Consider the following 22,188-nt stretch of genomic DNA (forward strand, 5'->3'; position numbering starts at 1 on the left):
AACATCCATTTGCAACAGCTTTGTTTTTTTGTATTTATCAATCTCTTCTATCTTTTACTAGCTTTAAAGTCGCTACGATTAGAAAGCTAACTATCACTAATAACAACCACGAACTTACCTTTCCTAGATGAACGAGACTCCATGCTTCAGCTTGGTTTGGATATTCCCAGGCTCCAAAGAATGTGGCGATATTTTCAGCTATCCAGATAAAAAATCCAATGAGCACGAACGATAGGGAAATTGGCATACGATAGCGAGTTCCATTCACCTCATATGTGACCCAGGATTGCCAAAAAACAATGATAACAAGGCCAGACAACCACCATCGAATATCAATCCAATAGTGATGGGTAAAAAAGTTCAAATATATTGCAGCCGCAAGTGGGACAACTACCCAAAATGATGGCCACTTAATCAGTTCAACCTTCAACCGCCGCCATGCCTGGCACAGAAAACTTGCAACACTTGCATACATGAAGCCACTATACAAAGGTACTCCAAGAATTTTGAAATATCCTTCCTCTGGATAAGACCAAGAGCCCATATGTGTCTTGAAAAGTTCAAGTGCAAGTCCAATTAGGTGGAATAAAGTAATAACCTTTAGTTCATCACGTGTTTCAAGGCCAGAACGCACCATCCACCACTGCATCAGAATACAAATGATGAGCAACCAGTCATATCTAGGTAAAATTGGAAGTGGTATTATTTTGGTCAAAGCCAAGGAGGCAAAAATAACGACGGGAAACAAACATGATAGAGCCTGCTCCCAACCAAAACATACGAGTTGTTTTAGTGGCCTGATGACTTTTGATTCCATTGTTGAATATTCTACATCCACAAGTAACTCCCCTTCCTTTTAATTTCAAGCTTCTGAATCGGTCCTACCGCAAAATGCGGAATGCTTATTTTCGTCAACTTGAATTTATCACATAATTTATCGTTTTACAATAAATTTTTATTATAAAATAAACTATATTTCATGGTTTAGGAAAAATAAAAAGCATTCCTTATGAAAAGAAATGCCCACTAAATCATGATAAATAATCCATAAATGAATAAGGTGACTAAAAAAAGAAGGATTACTACATTCAATGTAAATATCAATAATAAGAACCCTTTTCTCTCTACCCCTTTTCGTAATCGCCCTAATATCAAAATGCAAGAAACAATTGATATGATTGGTGTGAAAATGATAGTAAGATAGCCTGGATTGGGATCAGAAGCATCATTTAATTCTTCGAATAGGGGTAACATGAAAGTGAAATTCAATATTAATAGAACTGTAACGGTCCAGGTAAATTTCACTACATCAACTCCTGACCAATACTAGTTTATTTTTACATTGATGTTTCTTCTTTTAACAAACATCAATGTAAAAATCCCTCTTGCGAATAGATGTGCTATTGCACCAATTGGTAGGACAAAAAAATCCAACCATAATCCGTCTACATAATTTTCAGGTTGTTGAAAAAGGGAAATCGATAAGAGTCCCGTGATAAAAACGGATGGGATCATAAAGAAAAACCATGGGTTTGTAATCCATTTCGTTTTATACTCTTTACTAGCAGCTTCAAAGGCAACTTCGCAAATACCTAAGATTACTGCAATGATCAGAAAGACAAGCATGCCACCTTCTTGAAAAAAATTACCCATTTGTCGATGAAAAAATTCATTCCAGTAATATGCGAGTGTCCAAATAAAGGCTGTAACCAAAAAAGTACACCATACATATCGAACGATTTTATAAAATGGAAAAATGGCTTTTTTCATTTCATGATTTAATTCATGATGGTCACCAAAACTTTTTATTGCATAGTCGATAGACTCATCCTCTGAATATCCCTTAATCATTAGTTCATTCACATGCTCAGAAAGATGTGAAGTGAGTTCTTCCCTCAGATCCTCTTTGTCACCTTCCTCCATTGGTAATCCAGCAACAATTTTTTTGACATAGTTGTCGATCTTTTTCACGACAATTCCCCCAACGTCTTTTTGATTAATTGATTAATTTGCTTCCAACTATTTAACTTTTCATTCAGGATACTTTGGCCTTCTTCCGTTATCGCGTAATACTTTCTTCGTTTTCCATCTAACTCTTCGCTCCAATAATGAACGACATAATTCTTTTTTTCTAAACGCTGTAATGCAGGATAAAGTGTCCCTTCGTTCATATTGTAAGTTTCATTACTTAAATTTCTTAATTTCTTTGCCATCTCATACCCATAGCAGTCTTTTTCTACTAATAAGGAAAGCAATAATATGTCAATACTTCCCTTCATCAACTCTCTGTCCATCCGATTACCTCCATATTTTTCTATATAGATTGTATAACAATGCACCTTGTATAACAAGGTATATGTAAAATATTTTGTAAAAAAAAAGGAATCCATCATTCGGATTCCTTTGATCTACATTGTTTCATTAAGTTAGTTATTCAAAATGTGTTCGATTAACGTAAGCTCCTCATCCGTAAAATGCAGATTATCAAGAGCTTTCACGTTTTCTTCGATTTGACTTACCTTACTTGCTCCAATCAACGCAGAAGTTACTTTCTCTCCACGTAATACCCATGCTAGAGCCATTTGCGCAAGACTTTGACCACGTTCTGCCGCTAAAGCATTTAGCTTTTGAACACGAGCAACAACATCTGCAGTGACCTGCTCTTCTTGTAATGCACCTGTTGATTTGGCTGCGCGAGATTCATCAGGGACCCCATTTAAATATTTGTTCGTTAATAACCCTTGTGCTAACGGACAGAAAGCAATCGATCCTACTCCGTGATCCTCTAACACATCCTGTAAACCGTCTTCAATCCAACGATTAAACATGGAATAGTTTGGTTGATGAATAACAAGTGGTGTGCCTAATCGATTCATGATTTCAATCGCCTCTGCTGTTTGATCAGCTGAATAACTTGAAATTCCCACATACAAGGCTTTGCCTTGACGGACAATTGTATCCAATGCGCCCATCGTTTCCTCTAATGGTGTATTCGGATCAGGACGATGTGAATAGAAAATATCGACATAATCTAGTCCCATACGCTTAAGACTTTGATCAAGACTAGCAATCAAGTATTTTCTAGAACCCCATTCTCCATAGGGTCCTGGCCACATGTAATAACCAGCTTTTGAAGAAATAATCATTTCATCACGATATGGTGCAAAGTCCGTTTTTAACATCTGACCAAACATTTCTTCTGCTGAGCCTGCAGGCGGGCCATAATTGTTTGCTAAATCAAAATGCGTAATTCCTAGGTCGAATGCTCTTCTTAACATCGCACGACCATTTTCATATGTGTCGACTCCGCCGAAATTATGCCAAAGTCCTAGAGAAATGGCTGGAAGTAACAGACCAGAGCGACCTGTTCGATTGTACTTCATTGTCTTATAACGATTTTCATCAGCTTGATAAACCATCATTTCATCCCCATTTCATTTATTTTTGGAGGTATTGAGACCTTTTGCTTTCCTAAAAGAACAAGGAACAGTAAGCCAATACCAACAAGTAAAGCGTAAATTAGAACGATACTATCATAATGAATGAACTCTGAAAGGAAACCAAAAAGTAAATATCCGACTGTTTGACCAATTTGCGTCGCATTCATATACAATGTGGTTGCTGTTCCTTGGGCTTCCGGGATAAAATCCTGAAAATATGAGACGGCAATCCCAGAAGTAATCGACACCTGTGCTGCGCTTAAGATTTGAAGCGGATAGATTTGCCATGTTTCTGAGACAAAACTAAATAGAAGAAAATAAATAAACGCAATCCCGAAGCCGATTTTAACAAGTAAGCCATTATCCATTTTTATCGCAATGATTCCAAGGATAATCATAAATGGCACTTCGAAAATCGGTGGTACGCTAAATATAACCCCTACATCCATTTCTGTTCCACCCAATACTTTCGTTACCAATTGTGGCACGTTAAGCATATGAATCGAAGTGGCAGCAGAAAGTAGCAAAGCTGCTGCGAGATAGGCAAATATATGTGGTTTGGTTATATGATTTTTAACCGCTAAGGATGCTTTCGCTACACTTGGTTGTTGCTCCAACTCTTTTAACGAAAAAACGATGGTCAAAAAGGCTAGAAAGTAACCAGCTGCAGCAAATAGAAATAATCCTTTGAAGTCAACAGCGACAAGCAACCATGCACCTAATGCTGGTCCAACCGTCCATGCTAAAGCAAAGAACATACGCAGGACGTTCATGATAAAAGGTGTATCTTTACCTGGAACTTCCGCTGCTTTTAAGGCATCCCGTGCATAAGCCCACAACTGTGGAACAGCAGCAGCTGTTGTTCCAAGTAGAATGAAAGCAACCACCATGAGGGTGAAATAATCGCGGATAAAAGCAAAACTAGTATAGCCGAGTACCCCTGTGATGGAGGTAATCATCAATAGTTTTCTCCGACTTGTTTTCGTATCAGACCGTTTTGCAATATAGCTACTGATGGTCACACCGCCTATAGCCATAACCGTCATAAAGATCCCGAAACTGGCATTGCTCATCCCGACTTCATCAATTCCAAACAATGACGAAAACGGAGCAAAAAAGGACATTGATAAACCAAAAATCGTATTAATTAAGAATAATACTGGAAAAGAAGGAATCTTCCAGATATATAGTATTTTCTCTTTCATAAAGAACTCCTCTGGGAAGAAATTATAGCACTTCCCCATTCGATGCAATTACATTTTTATACCAGTCGAAGCTTTTCTTCTTATAGCGCTTTAAATCACGTAAATCTGTTTCACCACGGTTTACATAGATGAAGCCGTAACGCTTTTCGAATTGCCCTCCTGAACTGATAAGATCAGTTGAACCCCAAGTGAGATAGCCGAAGACATCTACTCCTTCTTCCATTGCAAGCTTCATTTGCTTGATATGTTCACGTAAATAATCAATTCGATAATCATCTTCCACCGAATTGTTTTCATTTAACTCTTCCCGAACCCCGATGCCATTTTCCGTAATAAAAATCGGCAAGCGATAGCGAGCATACATATCCTTCAAACAAACTCGTAATCCAATCGGATCAATGGCCCAGCCCCATTCATTGGTTTTCAAGTTCGGATTTGGTGTCAAGCCTGTAAGTGGATTATCTCCCACCACTTTTTCTGCACTTACCGTTTGGCTTTGATAATAGCTGATGCTTAGATAATCAACTGTATGTTGTTTTAGTAGCTCTGCATCACCTTCTTCAAAAGTAGGCATGATCCCTTTACGCTCAAGGTCTTTTGTAATATAAGTTGGATATTCCCCATTGGCGAACACATCAAAATAGAAATCAGCAAGCAATTCCTTTGCTTTCAAATTGGCAATTGCATCCTTAGGCTGTGGTGTATGCGGATAAGTCGTGGTGTACGTAACCATTCCTGCCATTTGTCCACCAGGCACAAGCTCATGTAGGGCTTTAACCGCTTTCGCATGTGCAATAAAGGCGTTATGAGTAACTTGATATTTCATAGCCTCTTCGTTTTCTGCTCCTTCTAGCGACACGCCCCATAATTCTGGATGCATTAAAACAAGATTCTGTTCATTAAATGTGAGCCAATATTTTACCTTTTCTCCGAATCTCTCGAAAACGGTTCGAGCATAGCGTTCGAATAAATCGACAACTTTTCTAGAAGCAAAGCCGTTGTATTTTTCCGCTAAAGCAAGAGGCAGATCAAAATGGTACAAAGTAATGACTGGCTGAATGCCGTTTGCTAACATTTCATCAAAGAGATCATCGTAAAATTGTAAGCCTTGCTCATTTACTTCGCCCTCACCATCCGGAAAAATGCGAGACCAAGAAATACTAGTACGGTAAGCATTAAATCCCATTTCCTTGAACAAAGCGATATCTTCCTTGTAACGGTGATAAAAATCTACTGCGGTTTTCCAATCAGACTGCCCTTCTTTTATCGGACGGGCATCGACAATGGATGGCCCTTTGCCGTCTTCATCCCATGCGCCTTCCGTCTGAAAAGATGTAACCGCTCCTCCCCATAAAAATCCTTCAGGAATGATTTTCTTATTCATCTACCTCTTGCTCCTCTCGATTATAAGATCCCGACTAACTCTAATCCTTTTAAAATCCCATCCTCGTCAACAGGGGTCGTTACATATTTTGCAACCTGTTTCACTTCATCGATGGCATTCCCCATCGCGACACTATTTTCGACGAATGTCATCATTTCAAGATCATTCAATGCATCGCCAAAAGCATAAACATTTTTCATGGGAATTTGTAAATGATTGATCAATGCTTCGATCCCTTTTGCTTTAGACCCGTCTGCTGGAAGGACATCGACCGCATACTCATGAAATCTGACAAACTTCAATTTTTGAAACTTAGAATGGTACAGCAACTCTTGTTCCTCTGTACAGAAAAGCAAAGATTGGTAGATTTTTTCGTTCTCGAAATGAATTTGGTTCATAGATAGGTTCGACCTTTAATTTAAAGGAACCGATTCCTTCGTCTACATAAAGATTCGCTTCTTTCGTACTGTACATTTGTTCATGATTTTCAAATATGAGCGGATGATCTAACTCATCAGCAAATGCTGAATAGCGATGAAGTTCCTCGATATCTAGAGGATGGTCATAAACAACCTGATTGTTGTGAACGACATATTGTCCGTTAAGTCCAACGTATGTATGAATCCCTAGTTCTTCGCGGATTTCTTCAAACATAAACGGTGCTCTTCCTGTCGCAATGGCAAGTTCATGTCCTAATTCTTGTAGCTTTTCAATTGCTAGTTTAGTAGACTTAGGCAATTGCTTGTCATGGTCTAAAAGTGTTCCATCAATATCAAAGAATATTAATTTTTTATCCATTTACCTGTCCTTTCTGTTAACAGACTAAAACCCCCTCACATGATGAGAGGGTTCAATATGTTTAAAGTTTTTCTCCGTTGGATTCAATGACTTCCTTATACCAGTAGAAGCTCTTCTTTTTCACACGGCGAAGGTCATGTTCACCTTCTTCATGCTGATTCACATAAACGAAACCATAACGTTTTTGGAATCCATTTAACCAGCTTAATAGGTCTGTGAAGGACCAAACGCAGTAACCAAGAAGATCGACTCCGTCTGAAATCGCTTCCTGCATGGCCTTGATGTGGTGACGGATGAAATCGATGCGGTAATCATCATTTACCACGTCGCAATCTTCGAGTTTATCGAATGCACCTAGACCATTTTCACTGATTAATATCGGTAAGCTGTAACGATCGGTAATTCTTCGTAGAGCAATTCTTAACCCTTGTGGATCAATATTCCAATCCCAGTCCGTTCTTTGCAGATTCGGATTTGGCGCGGTTTTAAATACACCAGGAATACCTGTGTCCTTGGACGTTCCTTTTTTACCCGTCGTATTCATTTCCCCAGCACCTACGCCACCCTCTAATGGGTTCATCTCATATGTGGTGGTTTGGTAATAGTTCAAGCCCATGAAATCAGGTGTTCCAGCCTGTAATAATTCGAAGTCACCATCTTCAATTGACGGTGCTAAACCATTTTTCTCTAAAAAACGCCATGCCGCCTGCGGATATTTTCCCCAAGCATAAATGTCCATCCACCAGTGGTTGTTGATTTCCTCTGCGTTTTCAGCAGCTAGAATATCCTCTGGTTTTGAGGTTAACGCATAGGCTGGTGAGTACGCGAAACTCGGACCAATTTTTCCATCGGGTACATACTTTCGGAATGCTTTGATTGCGCTTGCATTTGCAAGATTAGCATGGTGATTCACTTGATAAAAAAGCTTATCATCTTTCACACCGGGTGGATGCGCTGCCATTCTGTAGCCAAACATCGTAAAAATATTTTGCTCGTTTAAGCTGACCCAATATTTGACGCGGTCACCAAACCGTTTAAATAATTCCACACTATAGTTTGTGAAATCTTCTACAATTTGGCGAGACTCCCAACCGCCGTACTCATCCTGAAGGGCTTGTGGTAAATCCCAATGATATAAAGTTAAAACGGGTTTGATCTTATTCGCGATTAATTCATTAATAAGGTTGTTATAAAATTCAACACCCTTTTCATTGACTTCTCCTTTTCCGTTCGGGAAAATACGCGTCCATGCAACAGAAAAACGATAAGCCTTCATGCCCATCTCGGCCATTAATTGAACATCTTCCTTATAACGATGATAGTGATCAACTGCGACATCACCTGTCGTACCTTTAAATGTTTTTCCTGGAATTCGTACAAATCGATCCCAGTTTGAAACGCCTTTTCCATCTACATCCCATGCTCCTTCTACTTGATAAGCAGCAGATGCAGCACCCCAAAGGAAATGGTTTGGAAACGGATTTAAATTTTTATGTATCATGTTGGCCACCTCTTTTTAACTTGATTTTGTTAAAAATTTATACGCTTACATGCTTATTATAAACCCCTTATTCTATATGTCTATACTTTTGCATTTATGCGTATAGACATAATTAGATTAATCTAATTTTATATTATGATCTTCTTAGAAAGATGTTTGGTGATAATTCATCAAAGTATCGATACATCGATGATAAATTTGAAACCTAGGATAAGGGGGTTCTATCTTAAACGATTTTGATGGATGAATCTATGATGCCAATTTAATCGATAGGCTATGCCGTTTTTAGTGCAAAAAAATAGATGAGTGGGCCTCATCCAAATTTTCTATATATGAGTTTCCTCTGTCTAAGCCCAATTTCGTAGATTAAGAGTGTGAAACGATGACCTGGCAATCACCTTCTAATTCAAATTCACCCATACCAATAGGAACAATCAGATGAGCTCCCTTCTTTAAGGAATAGCTGTTAACGCCATGCTTAAGAGACCCGTTTCCATTTACAACGCTAAGAAGCAAATAGTGATCGTTATAATTGAATGAAGTTGTCCCATTTACATCCCATTTACATACTGAAAAGTACTCTGATTGAACATAGGTTGTAATCGTTGCATCCTCTTTTGTTTCGATAGTCGTTTTGATAGAAGCTGCCTGATGAGGAATCGTTGTAACCTCAATCGCTTTATCTAAATGAAGATCGCGTAATTTCCCTTTGTCATCACAGCGATCGTAATCATAAACACGATAAGTCGTATCCGAGTTTTGTTGTGTTTCTAGTACAAGCGTACCTTCGCATAGCGCGTGAATTGTCCCACTTGGAACGTAGAAAAAGTCCCCTGGCTTGATTTTGACACGTTGAAGAAGGTCGATCCATTTTCTTTCATTAATCATCTTAACAAATTCTTCTTTTGTTTGGGCCGTGTGTCCGAGGATCATTTCTGCCCCTTCTTTACAGTCGATGATGTACCAGCATTCGGTTTTTCCGCGTTCGCCGTTTTCATTTACTTTTGCGAAAGAATCATCAGGATGAACTTGAACGGAAAGGTCCATATTAGCATCCAAGATTTTTGTTAAAAGTGGAAACCCTTCTTCCTTCGGATTTCCGAATAATTGTGGCTGTTCCTTCCAAAGTTTGTCCAGTGACATGCCTGCGTACGGACCATTCTCAATTACAGAAGGACCATTTGGGTGAGCAGAAATTGCCCAGCATTCGCCGGTTTTGTCGTTTGGTATTTCATAGCCAAAACCATCTCTTAACGTGGTGCCACCCCATATTCTTTCTTTAAACACTGGTTGTAAAAATAAAGGTTCCAAGATGACGACCTCCAATTATGAGTTTTGTAGCGTTTGCTTAGAAAGTAGTGCTTCTTGTGCAAGTAATAGGGAACCAGTAATCCCGGCGTTATCTCCAAGCCCTGGGCTCACGATATAATCGGAAAGCTCAGGAAGTTCTACGTAACCATTTACGAGTTGTAGTAAATGGTTATGAATATATGTAAATACTTGTTTTTGTTTCATTACTCCACCGCCGAGAATGATTTTTTTCGGTGACAGTATTAAGATATATTGCATCAACGCTTGAGCAATATAATAGGCTTCTAGATTCCAAACGTCCTCACGATTGGAAAGCTGAATCCCTTTTTCGCCCCATCGTTCCTCAATAGCTGGTCCAGCAGCAAGTCCTTCTAAGCAATCCTTGTGATACGGACATTTTCCTGCATATTGGTCCTCTGAATGACGGCGGACTAAAATATGCCCCATTTCTGGATGAGTTAACCCTTGTAGAAGCTTGCCTTGTACGACTGCACCAGCACCAATTCCTGTGCCAACGGTTATATAAAGACAGCTATCTAGACCTTTTGCAGCCCCTAGTTTCGCTTCCCCTAATGCGGCAGCGTTTACATCTGTATTAAAACCAACTGGTATATCAAACGCGTCTTTGATTGCTCGAACAAACGGATAGTTTTTCCAGGCAGTTTTCGGTGTGGATGTAATATAGCCGTAGGTTGGACTTTCTTTGTTTACGTCAATCGGTCCAAAGGAACCAATTCCAATGGACTCAACTGGATATTTTTGAAAAAAAGCGATAACTTCCTCCATCGTTTCTTCAGGTACGGTTGTCGGTATTTGAATACGCTCGACAATATTCCCTTCATCGTCTCCAACCGCACAGACAAATTTCGTACCTCCGGCTTCAATTGCCCCTAACATTATCATTCCTCCAAACTCAACGTCTCATATTAATTGTGGTGATTTCGAACTTATCATAGCGGTGACGCGAAAAAGAATATTCAAAGGGTAATCCATTGTTGAGGAACCCTACATGCTCGACTTCTAGAATTGGGTCATCTGATTCGCAGATCAAATGCTCCCGATCGAATTCATTGGATTTACATGCTCTAATTTTCCGATGTGAACCTGCAATGGTTAATCCTAGGTGGTCATTAATATATGAATAAATAGAACCATTAAGTACTTCATCATTAATTCCTGGAATAATCGTTGTAGGCATGTATGTTCTTTCTAAAACATAAGGCTCATTATCTACGAGTCGGACTCGAACAATAGCATAGACTGGTGTATTCTTATCTATTGCTAAATGGATGGCAACCTCTTCAGTTGGAAATTGTACTTGAAACGAAATGACTTTACTTTTTACATTCTTATTCTCTAGAAGCTTAGAAAATCCAAGCATTTCGTTACTTTCCACATTGACTATTCCATCGTTGAACGCTGATTGAACAATGAAGGTACCATGACCTCGTTTGCGATAAAGCAAGCCTTCTAACACTAAAATATCAAGCGCTTTCTTCATCGTCATGCGGCTACAATTGAATTCCTTTGCCAAAGAAATCTCATCAGGAATGGGATGCTCAATGGGGTAAACCTTTTCTCTAATTCTTTTTCTCATCTCTGTAGAAATGATTTCGTATTTTGTCTTCAATCTATTCCACCCTATCGAAATATTCTAAATCTATCATACAATGAAATCGGAATAAAAATATAGCGTTTTCACGAAAGCGTTGTATTTGCATGGAGATATTTTTGAAAAATGGGCAATTTCACTATGATTCTGTTAATGAAAACATGGTCGATTGACAACTATAGCTCTTTTCCATGCGATTCTGTCAGTGAAAAATCATTTGATTGACAGATCAGGGGCTTATCCTTGTGATTGTGTCAGGGAAAACTCATTTGATTGACAAATCTGGTCCATTTCCTTGTGATTGTGTCAGTGAAAGATCAATTGATTGACAAATATAACCCTTTTCCTAGTGATTGTGTCAATGAAAGATCATTTGATTGACAAATCTGGTCCATTTGCTTGTGATTGTGTCAATGAAAGACCATTTGTTTGACTAATTTGTTCCCTTTCCCTACGATTCTGTCAATGAAAAGGAATTTGGTTGACACTCTTCTCTCTTTTCTGGTTGATTTTGTCATTCAAATTCTATTAGATTACTAGTTTCACCTTTCAAATGGGAAACAAGAGTTTTCAGTTACCCATTTCTAGAACAAACCAAGATTCCCCCTTGATTGGAATTTTAATCCATGATACTATGGGGGTGTTAAAAATAATTGAAGCACGCACTAGGGGAGTCTTGTTAGAAGACTGAGATTGAACGAGAGTTCTAGACCCTCAAGACCTGATCCAGTTAGTACTGGCGTAGGGAAGTGGCATGGTAGTATATGATTGTTCATATCAGCCTCCACTTTTGTGGAGGCTTTTTGTGTTTAGCAATGCTAAGCACTTACCCATTTCATATATGAATCTACTAGGGGCGCCTATTTGGCTGAGACGTACCCTTTGAACCTGATCTAGTTCGTACTAGCGTAGGGAAGTAGGTAATGATGCATGGTCCACTCATGTGCTTACCGCTTTCCGTTACAGGGAAGCGGTTTTATTTTTACCAAAGGCTGTTTTTTAAAGATTGTTGTTAAAATCCTACTGCCGATTTTAACGTAGAAATAGCCATTTGGTGCATCGAAACTAGTTTGAAGCTCTTTTCTCATTTATTTATCACCAGCTATCACTGAAAACAAAGTTAAATTCATTAATTTTTTGCTCAAAAAGCAACAAGTTTGAGAAAAGAGCCTTGCAAAAAAAGGAGGAATACATATGGGGAAATTCACAGAACGACTATTGGAAAATGTACAGCCGATTTGGGAAAAGAATCATAACCACCCTTTTGTTCAAGAGCTCGGCAACGGCAGCCTCACACGGGAAAAATTTATTCACTATATGAAGCAGGATTATGTGTACTTGATTGATTACGCGAAGTTATTTGCTGCGGCTGTTACAAAAACGCGTGACTTAGAAACGATGGAAAAATTTGCACAGATTCTACATGAAACGCTTCATTTTGAGATGGAGCTGCATCGACAATATGCAGCAGAGTTTGGGATTACACGTGAAGAATTGGAAGCAACAAAGCCAACTCCAGTCAATCTTGCTTACACCCGTTACATGTTAAATGTCGCGCAAAATGGTAATTTGGTTGAAATCGTGTCCTGCCTCCTTCCTTGTGCTTGGGATTATTGGGAAATTGGCAAACTCCTCAGAAAACAATACGGGGACAAAATCGAAGACAATCCTTATAAAAAGTGGATTGAAACATATGATTCTGAAACCTTTGGTGAGGGTGCAAAATGGTTGATTGATTTAATGGATAAACTAGCTGAAGGATTACCTGAACGTGAACTTGCCACTCTCGAAGAACATTTTCAAATCACGTCAAAATATGAATACCTATTCTGGGAGATGAACTACCTCGAACAGGATTGGCCAATTTAAGCAGGTGAACACATGACACTTTTACTAAAAAATGTTACCTATACCTTCCCGAAAGAATCGAAGCCGATTATTTCAGACCTCAATCTCAAGGTTGAAAAAGGCGAGTTTGTCTCTCTCATCGGGAAAAGTGGTACGGGAAAAAGTACGATTCTAAAGCTTATCACCGGGCTACTCAAACAGGCACACGGTGAAATTACGATTAACGGGCAGCCAATTTCCCTTGGCGATGTTGGTTATATGCCGCAAAAGGATTTGCTACTTCCATGGCGGACGGTCATGGATAACATCATGATTGGCGCAGAAATTCAGAAAGACTTACAACTGACAAAAGAGGATGCTAGAAATTGGTTGAAGCGTATTGGTCTCATTGATTATGAGCATGCCCTCCCGAATCAACTATCTGGTGGAATGAGACAAAGAGTTGCATTCCTACGAGCGATGTTAACGGGAAAAGAAGTCCTACTTTTAGATGAACCGTTTGGCGCGCTTGATTCGATCACAAAAAAGGAAATGCAAGCGTGGTTATTGTCGATTTGGCAGGAATTAGATAAAACGATCGTCTTCATCACCCATGATTTAGAGGAAGCTAGCTACTTGTCCGATCGAATCGTCTTGCTTAAACAGAATTCAGTAGAAGAAATCGAAGTACCTCTTCCCCGCCCACGCCATGCAGATATGTTGCATTCTAGCGAGTTAGTCGGGTTAAGAAGAGAATTGGAGAAAAGGATCTAATGAAAAACTTTTTTAAAACATACAGTCTATTTATTGTCTTTATGGTGGTAGTACTCATCGCCATGGAGTACTTGGTACAGAGCGATATTATTCCTGCCTTTATTGTTCCTGCTCCAACAGATGTTGTTATCCATATAATCGACAATTGGCGGCCACTCATCTTTGAACACTTAGGAGCGACGATGCTTGAGTTTGCGATTGGATTTATCCTGGCAGTTGTCGGTGGTGTTTGTCTAGCAGTGTGCATGTTTTTTTCGAAAACAATTGAAAAAATGCTCTACCCTGCTGTATTGATTTCGCAAATGATTCCGATCATTGCCCTCTCACCCATTTTCGTACTGTGGTTTGGGTACACGATTTGGAGCAAGGTTGCCGTCACGATACTGATGTCGTTCTTCCCGATTGTTGTCGGAGCATACGACGGATTCAAATCGACGGATAAAGACTACATCGAACTACTGCGCTCAATGGGTGCGAGTAAGCGTCAAATTTTTACGAAGCTAAATATTCAAATGGCCCTTGCCTCCTTTTTCTCAGGGCTGAAAATTGCCATCGTCTATTCTTTAGTTGGTGCGACGATTGGTGAATGGTTGGGTGCTAGTGAAGGATTAGGTTATTATAGCCGGCGGATGTCCGGTGATTTAAATGCGGATGGAGTATTTGCTGCCATCGTCATTTTAACAATCGTGGGCATTATCCTTTTTGCCCTCGTGGCGATGGTTGAAAAAAGAACATTACGTTGGAAAGAGACAGAATAAGGAGTGCAATGATTGATGAAGAAATTATTATGGTTATGCATGTTGATTTTAGTAGTGGCAGGTTGTTCGAACAACCAAGCTAAAAATGAAAAAGAAGAGCTTACGATTATGCTTGATTGGTATCCGAATGCAGTACACTCAGCCCTTTATACAGCTCAGGAAAAAGGTTATTTCGATGAAGAAGGCTTGGATGTCAAAATCGAAATGCCAGCTGACACAAATGACCCGTTAAAACTTGCGGCTACTGGAAAAGTGGATTTGGCCATTAGCTATCAAACACAGCTTTTATTATCAAGAGGTGAAGATATTCCTGTCGTTTCTATCGGTGCGTACGTGCGTCATTCTTTAGATGGCATCATGTATAAAAAGGGCAATGGTATTGAATCTCCCAAGGACCTAGTTGGAAAAAATGTTGGCTACCCTTCTTCATCCGTAAGTGAAGCAATTTTAAACACAATGGTGAAGCAGGATGGTGGCGACCCAGAACAAGTGAAATTAACGGATGTTGGTTGGGATTTAATGCCTTCCCTTGCAACAGATAAAGTCGATGCTCTTGTTGGTGCTTATGTGAATCATGAATTAGTTTTATTGAAAAAGGAAGGCTATGACGTCGGGATGTTCCCTCTTTCTGAATACGGTGTTCCTGATAACTATGAGCTAGTTGTAGTAACTGGAGAAAAGACATTAGATAAAAAAGAAGAATCGATTAAGAAATTCTGGAATGCTCTTTCTAAGGCACAGGCTGATGTAAAAGCAGATCCAGATGCTGCCTTAGATGTTTTATTTTCAAATGAAAACGAAAGCTTCCCACTTGATCGAGATGTGGAAACAGAAAGCTTAAATACATTGCTTCCTTTAATGGAGGATGAGTCAGTTCCATTCGGTTACCAAGAGGAAAAAGCGTGGCAGGATGTAGCTGATTGGCTCTATGACAATAAGGTGTTAAAAGAAAAAGTAGAAGTTAAGGAAGCGTATAAAAATATCGTCACAAAATAGAGAGGATGATTCTTGGTGAAGAAACTCAATAAAATGACGCTTACTGCCCTCATTGCGGCAATTACGACATTATCAAGCAGTTTGATATACATCCCTGTTGGCTTTGCGAAAATTTTTCCAGTACAGCATTTTGCAAATGTTCTATCGGCAGTGTTACTCGGACCTTGGTATGCGGTGGTTCAAGCCTTTCTTTCATCGTTACTGCGAAACATTCTTGGAACTGGTAGCCTATTTGCCTTTCCTGGAAGCATGATTGGGGCATTATTAGCAGCCCTTTTATACCAAAAGTCAAAGAAGCTCGTGTTCGCTGCACTTGGTGAAGTAGTTGGAACAGGTATCCTTGGAGCGATGGCCACTTACCCAATCGGTGTGCTGTTGCTTGGTCAGGAAGCAAGTCTGTTTGGACTTGTCCCTGCTTTTGCTATCAGTTCTGTTACGGGAGCTATCATGGGTTATGGTCTATTAAAAATTCTAGCACGAAATAACGCACTTGGAGGAATGCTTCATGAAAACAGCACTCACAATCGCGGGCTCTGATTCTGGTGGCGGCGCTGGGATTCAAGCTGACTTAAAATCGTTTGCAGCAAATGGTGTGTACGGGATGTCGGTCATAACAGCCGTTACCGCACAAAATACACAGGAAGTTCGTTCTGTGCAAGACATTGATAACGAAATCATCCGCGATCAAATTGAGGCAGTCTTTGACGATATTCCGGTTGATGCGGTGAAAATTGGGATGCTCTCTTCCCCAGCTACGGTTGAAACGGTGGCAGATGCTTTAAAGAAGTACTTGCCTAAGCATATTGTCCTTGATCCAGTAATGGTTTCAAAAGGAGGCCATCATCTATTACGACAAGAAGCTATTCAGTCGTTGAAGGAAAAAATGATTCCACTTGCAACGATTATGACGCCCAATATTCCAGAGGCCGAAGTATTAATTGGGAGTGAAATTTTCACAACTGACGATATGATGTCGGCGTGTAAACAATTGCGTGAGCTCGGGGCTAAGGCCGTTTTATTAAAAGGAGGCCATCTCGCGGGCGCTCCGAATGATTTGTTGTATGACGGTGAATCATACCATTGGTTCTCTGGTGAACGCATTCAAACAAAAAACACCCATGGTACTGGATGTACCCTTTCGTCTGCGATTGCAGCAAATCTTGCGAAGGGTCACACTTTATATGATTCTGTCAAACTAGCAAAGCATTATATTACGATTGCAATCGAACATAGTCTTTCATTGGGGCATGGGCATGGTCCAACGAATCATTTTTACGAGTTATATAGAAAGGCTGGTGTGAAAAATGAACTGTAAGGATTTATTTGCGCGCGTAAAGGAAATGCAGCCTCTTGTTCACCATTTAACTAATAATGTAACCATCAATGATTGTGCCAATGTGACGCTTGCGATAGGAGGCTCCCCTGTCATGGCGACAAGTATCGAAGAAGTTGCCGATATGGCTCAGCTCGCACAAGCGCTTGTCATTAATTTCGGGACGATTGATGATGCGATGTATGAAGCGATGATTGTGGCTGGTCAGGCTGCGAATCAAAAAGGAATTCCGGTTGTGTTTGATCCAGTTGGTGTTGGTGCTACCCCTTTCCGGACGAATCGGGCGAAGGATTACTTGGGAAAAGTGAAGATTTCCGTTGTTAGGGGGAATGCATCAGAAGTATTCGCTTTGATTGGTGGCGAAGTGCAAACCCGTGGAGTTGATGCTGGGGATGTGGCCATTTCAAAAAAAGAACTTGCAGTGAAGGCGGCTCAGCAGTTAAATACGATCACGGTCATTAGTGGTGAAGTTGATTATGTTTCTAACGGAACGGAAGTTGTTGGCATTGAAAACGGTGATATTTGGTTAACTCGTATTACTGGAACCGGATGTACGACAGCTTCTTTAATTGCTGCTTTTGCTGGTTCGACTGATGATTGGTTCGCGGCTAGTGTTGCCGGAATGTCGACAATGAGTCTTGCAGGCGAACGTGCGAAAAAGCGATTGTCGGAGAACGATGGAATCGGTACGTACCGACTGAAGCTGATGGATGAAATATCGCTTATGAACGGGGACATTTGGGAAGAAGGTGTACGACTCATATGAAAGAAAGTTTGAAACTCTATTTAGTGACAGAAGAATCAGTCCCACTTGAACAACTTTTAACCATTGTAGAAGAAGCCATAAAAGGTGGCGTAACTTGTGTTCAGCTTCGCGAAAAAACGAATTCTGGGAGACTATTTTTTGAAAAAGCTATGAAGTTGAAGGAATTAACTTCTCGATATGATATCCCTCTTTATATCAATGACCGGGTTGATATCGCCTTAGCAGTGAATGCGGATGGGATTCATGTAGGGCAAGAGGATCTACCATTAGCTGAAATTAAGAGAATCGTCCCTCATACTATGTTAGTGGGAGTGTCGGCAGGTACAGTTGAAGAAGCCATAGCTGCACAAAAAGATGGGGCGGACTATATAGGTGTGGGGGCTGTCTTCCCTACCAAGTCTAAGGATAATGCAAAGCTTTTACCAGATGGAGAGCTTGAAAGAATTGTAGATGCAGTATCTATTCCAATTGTGGCAATCGGTGGAATCAAACTAGAGAATATTGCGGAGATACGAGATACTGGAATTGCTGGTGTGGCGGTTGTTTCTGAGATTATGAGAGCCAAGAATCCATGTGAAGCGGCAGAAGCTTTAAGAACAGAAATATTGTAATACAAAAGGAGTTTGGGATTTTCCGAGCTCCTTTTTACTCTAAAGAAAACATAAAATAAGAATTTCAATGGAAGTCCTTATGGAAACCTTACTTATTCTTTTTGCCTAACAGAGCGGTTGCGATAGCTCCAATAATGTTACCTAAAGCCTCTAGCATTATAGTATCAACCCCTTCAGTTTCACTCTTTATTCATCCAAAATCAAACTTGATACTCTAAAACGATTTCCCCTTCTTGAAAAGGTACCTCAAATCCGTTTAGGTATCTTTCTAAAATTTCATCGGTAATCGGAAATGCGGCATTTGCATCAAATCTTTTACTCCGTACTTTCAATCGTTCACGAAGAACTTCAGGACTCACTTTCAAATAGATCAGTCTCCATTCCCCACCAGCATTTTCGATTAGTTTCTTATAATCATTTCGTTTGGCTCTTTGCCAAAAGCTAAAATCAATAACAACGTTTTGTTTATCCTCTAGTAGACGAATCAATTCATTACGAAGCCTATTTTCAGCTTCAACTTTATAATTTTCATAGTTTTCAACAGGGAAGTCGATGCCATAACGGCCATTTACCTTCCAAATCTCTTCATCAATCGAAAGTCGTACAAAGCCAATCTTTTCTAACTGTTGTGCGAATGTAGTTTTTCCAGAACCTGCGACACCACACATCATCACAATGAGTGGATTTTCTGTCTTTTGTTTTAATATGTCTTTTATATTTGCTATCATCATGTCCTCCTATAAAACGCGAGTACGCTTTCCATCACTTATTTGAATATGTATCATCGAGACTGACCCGTTGGTTATGTGGCTGGGATCATCTTTTAAATCAAGTAATTCTTTTAATTTGATGATTTCTTCCTGATTTGGTGGGAGCGTGATTTGAAAAGGACCGGCTGTATTCATCATTGACTCCATTTTTACAGCGTCTTCAAAATAGACGGAATCCACCAATTGTAATTCAAAGGACACTGGTTCATTGCTATGGTTAAGTAAAGTGATGTTACATTCCCCGTTTATTACGTTTTCATCTACACTTTCAAAAGTACAGTTTCCTGACCCGTCGTATGAAATCGCCATAATACCGTTCGCAAAAGTTTCTTGATAAAACGTAATTAGTGACAATGGTAGAAGCCCATAGATAATCGTCACAGCAAAGAGTGTTCGAATACGGTACTTTTTCAGACCATTCACAATCAAGACCAAAGCGATTAAAAACAATACAGAATAAAATATCCCCATCGGAACCCAACCATCGTGATTTCGTAATGGAAAAGACATGAAAGTCATACTCGCATTTATGTCATGATTATTTGGATAGGGGAAATATAGAATCATACATATAATTAAAATAATGGCAGAAATAATCAGTGCGAGCTTATTTTTTATCAACCATTGTCCCCTCCTTTCTCTTTTAATACGGAATTTTCAAACAAAAGTTTCAAGAAAAATGGCTAGCATTCACAATTGAATACTAGCCATTCTATTGTTAGTTTTTACGAATCTTTTTCACTTCATCTGCTACTGCTTGAACCTGAGGTCCAACAATAACTTGGATATTATGTGCTCCTACCACGTTAATGCCAGGAACCCCTGTTGTCTTAATCTTATTCTGATCGACAACATTCATATCTTTTACTTCAACACGTAGACGTGTCGCACAGTGGTCAACTGAAACGACATTGTCATCTCCGCCAAGTGCTGAATAAATAGTTTCTGCCATCACACCAAAACGATCCTTCGAACCGCTTTGTACGATTTGCTCATCAACTGCGACGTCATCATCTTCACGTCCTGGTGTTTTTAAGTTCAACTTCACAATCAAGAAGCGGAATACGAAATAATAGATGACTGCGAAGACTAAACCTTGAACGATCAGCATGTATGGTTTATTTGCTAATGGAAGCTGTGAACTTAAGACAAAGTCAATTAAGCCGCCGCTAAAACTAAAACCAGCTGTCCATTGGAACATCGCTGCAATCGCTAATGAAAGGCCTGTTAAGACAGCATGAACTAAGTATAAAACTGGCGCTAAGAACATGAATGAGAATTCAATTGGTTCTGTTACCCCTGTTAAGAATGCAGCAAGACCTCCTGCTAAAAGTAAGGATGCTGCTTGTTTTTTACGTTTTGTTTTCGCAGTGTGATACATCGCAAGAGCTGCAGCAGGTAAACCAAACATCATAACTGGGAAGAATCCAGCCTGATATCTTCCTGTAATACCTAGTTCTCCCTCTCCAGACCAGAAGTTTTTGATATCATTGATACCAGCAACATCAAACCAGAATACGTTGTTTAACGCATGGTGTAATCCAGTTGGAATTAAGAGTCTGTTAAAGAATCCATAGATTCCGGCACCGATAGCTCCTAAACCACTGAGGGCTTCCCCAAATGAAACAAGTGCTGTGTAAATGTATGGCCAAACAAATAGCAATATTAGAGAGACGATTAACATAACACCTGCTGTTAAAATCGGTACTAAACGTTTTCCACTAAAAAATGCTAATGCATCTGGTAGCTTCACTTGACTATATCGATTGTATAAGGCCGCAGAAATACCACCTGATAGAATACCGATGAATACGTTTTGAATTTTATCAAATGCCATATTCACTTCTTCAAGTGGAATTTGTTGTAGATTCGCAACTGACCCAGGTGAAAGCAATTTTGTGATAACGAGATAAGCCACTAATGCACTTAATGCAGCGGGACCATCCTTCTCCTTGGTCATTCCAATACCTACCCCAACTGCAAAGAGAATTGGAATAAAATCTAAAATCGATCCACCTGCACCGATGAAAAATGCAGCAAATGGGTTTCCAGAACCCCAACCTTCATGGTCGATTGCATAACCAATCCCCATAAGGATGGCAGCTGCTGGTAAGACAGCAACTGGTAGCATCAAGGACTTACCAAGATTTTGTAAATATTTCATCATGGTAAAAACCTCCTTTTCCTTTTTTATGTAATTTTTCTAGTATAAATGCGAAAACTGTTTTGATTATAGCATTGACTGAAAAAGTTGTACATACAACTGAGGCTAAGATCTACTGTGGGGATATCGATTGTATGTGAGAAAAGCTTACTTTGTACAAATTTTACAAAAAACATAGGAGTCTTCTCGAAATTTTTTCACTTCTTGTTGTAAGACATTTAAGTCAGTGGAACAGATTTTTTCGATAATTGTTCTCCTCCCTTCATCTGTAGGCCGACGAAGCATGTGGCAATCTGCGAGATGAATGACGTTGTAATTGTACTGCACCAAAGACCCTCCGAAATGATTAAACACGAAACCAGTTGGATGTTCCGATAACCAGTTTTCATAGTCTACTTCATTTTCTTTAAATCTTTGAATCATGTGATCTTCTCCCTTCATGATTATTTATATAAAAGTAATGAGTGAATAGTGGTTACTATTACTCATTACTTAATACACTAATTTATATACAATTTCTCCATCTATAACGCGGCCATCTGGTTCAAAACCTAGTTTTTCATACAGATGCCTTGCCCCGCTGTTCTCTGGTTCAAAGCTTATATAGATCACCTGATGCTCCTTGTCTTGTTTGATATGGTGAATGAGCTTCTCCATTGCAGCCCTGCCATAGCCTTTCCCTTGATACTTAGCATCGATCATTAATCGATAAACCCAGTACTCCTTATCTTCGAAATCCATGCAGTACATCGTAAATCCAACTAAAATGTCCTCGTGATAGATTGCTAGACAAATGCATTCTGGAAATACCTTTGCTTGTGCGAGTGAAAACACATTCGGTGCGACAAATGACTTTTGTTCTTCAGACACACGCAACTCAATCACATCAAAAAAATTATCTCTATCTATCTCTCTAAATTCGATCATAATGCTCCTCC

24 protein-coding genes, 1 pseudogene and 2 riboswitches are annotated in these 22,188 nt (G+C 39.6%); of the genes and pseudogenes, 8 read left to right on the forward strand and 17 right to left on the reverse strand.

The genetic code is table 11. The features are described 5' to 3' along the window. Window positions 1-37: 37 nt before the first annotated feature. From FAR12_RS06650 to FAR12_RS06705, 12 genes and pseudogenes are all read right to left on the reverse strand, one after another. Window positions 38-802 (reverse strand): DUF817 domain-containing protein, encoded by a 765-nt coding sequence (locus FAR12_RS06650; RefSeq protein ID WP_126408012.1) that lies wholly within the window; start codon window positions 800-802, stop codon window positions 38-40. 224 nt (window positions 803-1,026) lie between these two features. After that, the gene (locus FAR12_RS06655) at window positions 1,027-1,305 is read right to left on the reverse strand and encodes a hypothetical protein (protein ID WP_126407606.1); all 279 of its coding nucleotides are present in this window, start codon (window positions 1,303-1,305) and stop codon (window positions 1,027-1,029) included. A 21-nt stretch (window positions 1,306-1,326) separates the two neighbouring features. Further along, complete coding sequence (locus FAR12_RS06660; protein ID WP_126407607.1) at window positions 1,327-1,971, reverse strand: permease prefix domain 1-containing protein; 645 nt, start codon at window positions 1,969-1,971, stop codon at window positions 1,327-1,329. Beyond that, a complete protein-coding gene (locus FAR12_RS06665) occupies window positions 1,968-2,294 on the reverse strand; it encodes a PadR family transcriptional regulator (protein WP_126407609.1) in 327 nt (108 codons plus the stop codon). Before FAR12_RS06665 ends, FAR12_RS06660 begins: the two co-directional genes overlap by 4 nt. Window positions 2,295-2,426: 132 nt before the next feature. Then, window positions 2,427-3,419: an L-glyceraldehyde 3-phosphate reductase gene (gene mgrA / locus FAR12_RS06670; protein ID WP_126408014.1), complete on the reverse strand. Its 993-nt coding sequence runs from the start codon at window positions 3,417-3,419 to the stop codon at window positions 2,427-2,429. Next, a complete protein-coding gene (locus FAR12_RS06675; protein ID WP_170972123.1) occupies window positions 3,419-4,645 on the reverse strand; it encodes a sugar efflux transporter in 1,227 nt (408 codons plus the stop codon). The genes mgrA and FAR12_RS06675 overlap by 1 nt, the downstream gene beginning before the upstream one ends. A 22-nt stretch (window positions 4,646-4,667) precedes the next feature. Next, on the reverse strand, window positions 4,668-6,029 hold the full coding sequence (locus FAR12_RS06680; protein WP_126407613.1) for a glycoside hydrolase family 1 protein: 1,362 nt from the start codon (window positions 6,027-6,029) through the stop codon (window positions 4,668-4,670). A 20-nt stretch (window positions 6,030-6,049) separates the two neighbouring features. Then, window positions 6,050-6,827: pseudogene (locus tag FAR12_RS24145) on the reverse strand (Cof-type HAD-IIB family hydrolase). A gap of 61 nt (window positions 6,828-6,888) precedes the next feature. Then, window positions 6,889-8,328 carry a glycoside hydrolase family 1 protein gene (locus FAR12_RS06690; protein ID WP_126407615.1) on the reverse strand — a complete coding sequence of 480 codons (1,440 nt, stop codon included), beginning with the start codon at window positions 8,326-8,328 and terminating at the stop codon, window positions 6,889-6,891. A gap of 366 nt (window positions 8,329-8,694) precedes the next feature. Next, a complete protein-coding gene (gene manA / locus FAR12_RS06695) occupies window positions 8,695-9,642 on the reverse strand; it encodes a mannose-6-phosphate isomerase, class I (protein WP_126408016.1) in 948 nt (315 codons plus the stop codon). 12 nt (window positions 9,643-9,654) lie between these two features. Beyond that, window positions 9,655-10,536, reverse strand: a complete 882-nt coding sequence (locus FAR12_RS06700; RefSeq protein ID WP_126407617.1) for an ROK family protein — start codon at window positions 10,534-10,536, stop codon at window positions 9,655-9,657. Between the two features lie 16 nt (window positions 10,537-10,552). Next, window positions 10,553-11,269, reverse strand: coding sequence for a GntR family transcriptional regulator (locus FAR12_RS06705; protein WP_126407619.1), 717 nt, complete (start codon window positions 11,267-11,269; stop codon window positions 10,553-10,555). A gap of 639 nt (window positions 11,270-11,908) precedes the next feature. Continuing rightward, window positions 11,909-12,016: riboswitch (TPP riboswitch) on the forward strand. A gap of 77 nt (window positions 12,017-12,093) precedes the next feature. Next, window positions 12,094-12,183: riboswitch (TPP riboswitch) on the forward strand. 262 nt (window positions 12,184-12,445) lie between these two features. Between FAR12_RS06705 and tenA the strand changes: the two genes are divergently transcribed. Genes tenA through thiE form a run of 8 tightly spaced genes read left to right on the forward strand, consistent with a single transcriptional unit; the run spans window position 12,446 to window position 18,316 of the window. After that, window positions 12,446-13,120 (forward strand): thiaminase II, encoded by a 675-nt coding sequence (gene tenA / locus FAR12_RS06710; RefSeq protein ID WP_126407621.1) that lies wholly within the window; start codon window positions 12,446-12,448, stop codon window positions 13,118-13,120. A gap of 12 nt (window positions 13,121-13,132) precedes the next feature. Next, the gene (locus tag FAR12_RS06715) at window positions 13,133-13,852 is read left to right on the forward strand and encodes an ABC transporter ATP-binding protein (RefSeq protein ID WP_126407623.1); all 720 of its coding nucleotides are present in this window, start codon (window positions 13,133-13,135) and stop codon (window positions 13,850-13,852) included. Beyond that, window positions 13,852-14,610, forward strand: coding sequence for an ABC transporter permease (locus tag FAR12_RS06720; protein WP_126407625.1), 759 nt, complete (start codon window positions 13,852-13,854; stop codon window positions 14,608-14,610). The genes FAR12_RS06715 and FAR12_RS06720 overlap by 1 nt, the downstream gene beginning before the upstream one ends. Window positions 14,611-14,625: 15 nt before the next feature. Continuing rightward, window positions 14,626-15,606 carry an ABC transporter substrate-binding protein gene (locus FAR12_RS06725; protein WP_126407627.1) on the forward strand — a complete coding sequence of 327 codons (981 nt, stop codon included), beginning with the start codon at window positions 14,626-14,628 and terminating at the stop codon, window positions 15,604-15,606. 33 nt (window positions 15,607-15,639) lie between these two features. Beyond that, entirely contained in the window at window positions 15,640-16,143 is a 504-nt protein-coding gene (thiW, locus tag FAR12_RS06730; protein WP_425456148.1) for an energy coupling factor transporter S component ThiW, read from the forward strand. Beyond that, the gene (thiD, locus tag FAR12_RS06735) at window positions 16,112-16,921 is read left to right on the forward strand and encodes a bifunctional hydroxymethylpyrimidine kinase/phosphomethylpyrimidine kinase (protein ID WP_126407631.1); all 810 of its coding nucleotides are present in this window, start codon (window positions 16,112-16,114) and stop codon (window positions 16,919-16,921) included. The genes thiW and thiD overlap by 32 nt, the downstream gene beginning before the upstream one ends. Then, window positions 16,911-17,705 (forward strand): hydroxyethylthiazole kinase, encoded by a 795-nt coding sequence (gene thiM / locus FAR12_RS06740; protein ID WP_126407633.1) that lies wholly within the window; start codon window positions 16,911-16,913, stop codon window positions 17,703-17,705. Before thiD ends, thiM begins: the two co-directional genes overlap by 11 nt. After that, window positions 17,702-18,316 (forward strand): thiamine phosphate synthase, encoded by a 615-nt coding sequence (thiE, locus tag FAR12_RS06745; protein WP_126407635.1) that lies wholly within the window; start codon window positions 17,702-17,704, stop codon window positions 18,314-18,316. The genes thiM and thiE overlap by 4 nt, the downstream gene beginning before the upstream one ends. 200 nt (window positions 18,317-18,516) lie before the next feature. Here thiE and FAR12_RS06750 read toward each other — a convergent pair whose 3' ends face one another. The 5 genes from FAR12_RS06750 to FAR12_RS06770 all read right to left on the reverse strand — a co-directional run bounded on the left by FAR12_RS06750 (window position 18,517) and on the right by FAR12_RS06770 (window position 22,177). Beyond that, window positions 18,517-19,044: a P-loop nucleotide/nucleoside kinase family protein gene (locus FAR12_RS06750; RefSeq protein ID WP_126407637.1), complete on the reverse strand. Its 528-nt coding sequence runs from the start codon at window positions 19,042-19,044 to the stop codon at window positions 18,517-18,519. A gap of 9 nt (window positions 19,045-19,053) precedes the next feature. Then, on the reverse strand, window positions 19,054-19,707 hold the full coding sequence (locus tag FAR12_RS06755; RefSeq protein WP_246010313.1) for a hypothetical protein: 654 nt from the start codon (window positions 19,705-19,707) through the stop codon (window positions 19,054-19,056). Between the two features lie 97 nt (window positions 19,708-19,804). Next, on the reverse strand, window positions 19,805-21,253 hold the full coding sequence (gene nagE, locus FAR12_RS06760) for an N-acetylglucosamine-specific PTS transporter subunit IIBC (RefSeq protein WP_126407639.1): 1,449 nt from the start codon (window positions 21,251-21,253) through the stop codon (window positions 19,805-19,807). Between the two features lie 144 nt (window positions 21,254-21,397). Then, complete coding sequence (locus tag FAR12_RS06765; RefSeq protein ID WP_126407641.1) at window positions 21,398-21,673, reverse strand: hypothetical protein; 276 nt, start codon at window positions 21,671-21,673, stop codon at window positions 21,398-21,400. Window positions 21,674-21,742: 69 nt separating this feature from the next. Continuing rightward, entirely contained in the window at window positions 21,743-22,177 is a 435-nt protein-coding gene (locus FAR12_RS06770) for a GNAT family N-acetyltransferase (protein WP_126407643.1), read from the reverse strand. Window positions 22,178-22,188 lie beyond the last annotated feature (11 nt).

The organism is Bacillus yapensis (assembly GCF_005280205.1).
Lineage (GTDB): Bacteria > Bacillota > Bacilli > Bacillales > Cytobacillaceae > Robertmurraya > Robertmurraya yapensis.